General features: G+C 40.1%; 2 protein-coding genes and 1 pseudogene. All 3 read right to left on the reverse strand.

The annotated features are described in order from the left end of the window. Positions 1 to 168: 168 nt before the first annotated feature. On the reverse strand, positions 169 to 513 hold the full coding sequence (locus H5232_RS23120; RefSeq protein ID WP_182740454.1) for an immunity protein YezG family protein: 345 nt from the start codon (positions 511 to 513) through the stop codon (positions 169 to 171). Between the two features lie 38 nt (positions 514 to 551). Continuing rightward, positions 552 to 1004 carry an SMI1/KNR4 family protein gene (locus H5232_RS23125; protein WP_182768401.1) on the reverse strand — a complete coding sequence of 151 codons (453 nt, stop codon included), beginning with the start codon at positions 1002 to 1004 and terminating at the stop codon, positions 552 to 554. Between the two features lie 6 nt (positions 1005 to 1010). After that, a pseudogene (locus tag H5232_RS24450) lies at positions 1011 to 1667 on the reverse strand (hypothetical protein); the annotation flags it as partial.

Below are 1667 nucleotides of genomic sequence, written 5' to 3' on the forward strand. Positions count from 1 at the left end.
TCGTTGTGGGCTGCGGGGGAATTATGTCGCGGGGTAAACCCGCTGCTACGAATGCGTAGACTCGAATTTACTTGTGCAAAAATGAAAGGCAGGGCACTAATCAGCGGCTGTATTAGCGCCTAGCCTAACAACACCCATGTTGTTAAAGAGCGGGTAAATCAGTATTGTTTAATAAGTTTGCTGTGCAGTGATAACGTCATCATCATTATTATCACGCTCAAAGTTCAGGTTGAACTGGCCTTGCCGTGTAATAGTAAAAATGGCGCGCATCCAGTTTTCTGGTTGGTGTTTAGTGGCATTCTCAAGAAGGGTGTTGAATAAATCGACTATCTCGTCTGTCACGGTAATCGGCTGTTCGCTTATATCAGCAGCAGTTTGATAATGGGCTTTGCATTCAAGTACGCTTTCATCTTCGCAATTTAAAATGAGTTGGGCTTCAAGCCACGGCTCATTTATTTGCTGGTACAAGTATTGCCCAAGATGTTGGGGGATGTTTTTTATTTCTGGTTGCATGTGCTGTCCTTAGCGTGTTCAATTAGCTTTAATAGATTCTACGAGGTTCTAAGTTCAACATAATCACAAAAGAATGAGAGGAAGGAATCAGCTATTACTCCGTCAACTTGTTTTTTAAATAAATTATAATTAACCAGTGGGTATTCTTTTTCTTGGGTATTAGAATCTAAGCACCAACAAATTTCATTTTCTTTATAAAAAATTACAATTAAATGGGGGGGTAATTCAAATGTTTCCCTGCAATCTAGTGTGTCACCTAATATCGTTCCTCCACGCTTCAAAGTAGCATTATTATCTTCAATACCAGATACCTCCGCATCGATTGTCCCACCTCCACCACATTCTTTTAAAAAACCAACTAATGAAGGCGGGAGTTTTATCGAAATTAGCTGTTCAAGTAGTGCTATTTCTTTCAAGTCAGCCGAACCTTGCCAAAAGGTTTCGTGTTCACTCAAATCAAGTTGTTTGATTAACTCACTATATTTATTCATACAGATTTACCTACTCAAAATCTTTTGCTCTAAGTTTCCAGTACTCTTTTTTAAATTTTTCATACTAATATTGGAGCGAAGGGTTATTCCTAAAGCTATTATCATCTTCAATTTTATCTTTAATACTTGAATCAACATTTGTGCTATTTCTGACGTAAAGTCAAGATCGTTTTTATATATCTTGCGATTATTGAGTAAATTTGAGCTGTATATTTTGTCGGTTGAATTAGAAAGTTTTTTACTTTGAGCCTCCTTCAAATCATTCCATTTCGGTGGCTCTAATTCATTGGCTACCGTCTTCTTCGGTTTGCCCACTACGCCTGTGCTTGCCGGTGGCTCAAACTCATCGAGGGCTTTGTTTACGCGATTGCCAATTTCTTGCGCGGCGTTTCTTACGCCTTGGTCTATTTGCGGGGTGACTTCATCAAGCTGTTTGACCATGGCTTGCATGCCGTCAATGGCTGAGTCTGGCAGCAGAAGATCGTATTTCCAGCTGGTTGAAATATCGTTAAGTGTATCTCGAAAGCCTTTGATTACGGCTTTTACTTCACTGGCGGCTTGTTTGCCTAAGTCTTGCCAGTTTATTTTACGTAAATACTGAACAGGGTCACCTTTGCCTACTTTCGTTGGGTAAAGGGCCGGAAGACTGCAATAGCGGCTTCC

This window comes from Pseudoalteromonas sp. SG41-5, from assembly GCF_014164495.1.
Classification (GTDB): domain Bacteria; phylum Pseudomonadota; class Gammaproteobacteria; order Enterobacterales; family Alteromonadaceae; genus Pseudoalteromonas; species Pseudoalteromonas rhizosphaerae.

What these genes read in the sequence shown, in the direction of transcription:
- H5232_RS23120 (WP_182740454.1), bottom strand. Translation starts at nt 513, where the DNA reads ATGCAACCAGAAATAAAAAACATCCCCCAACATCTTGGGCAATACTTG.
- H5232_RS23125 (WP_182768401.1), bottom strand. Translation starts at nt 1,004, where the DNA reads ATGAATAAATATAGTGAGTTAATCAAACAACTTGATTTGAGTGAACAC.